Origin of the sequence: Colwellia marinimaniae (assembly GCF_002207865.1) — a bacterium.
In the GTDB taxonomy this organism is placed as follows: Bacteria; Pseudomonadota; Gammaproteobacteria; order Enterobacterales; family Alteromonadaceae; genus Colwellia; species Colwellia marinimaniae.
In genome coordinates this window covers 1-231 of the sequence record NZ_BDQM01000551.1, presented here as the reverse complement: position 1 = coordinate 231, position 231 = coordinate 1, and the positions used below count along the sequence as shown (strand labels likewise).

Sequence of the window (231 nt, the reverse complement as noted above, 5' to 3'; positions counted from 1 at the left end):
CCCCAGCACCGTACGCGACAGCATGAACCAGCACACCACACCGGCTAGGGCGAGCATGATGACAGGCACCGGAATTGGCCCAACATCAGCACCCAGCTGGTTCACTGCGTCAGAGGTGGCGACGGGGGTGCCGCCAGAGATAACAAGAGTTAGTCCGCGTGCGACGCTCATCATGGCCAGCGTGGCGATAAAGGCAGGCAACTTGCCATAGGCGATGGCCAGACCGGAAAC

The 231-nt window shown here is 61.5% G+C and carries 1 pseudogene; it reads right to left on the bottom strand.

Features of this window, described 5'->3' with window-relative positions:
- A pseudogene (locus MTCD1_RS23890) lies at positions 1–231 on the bottom strand (ABC transporter permease); the annotation flags it as partial.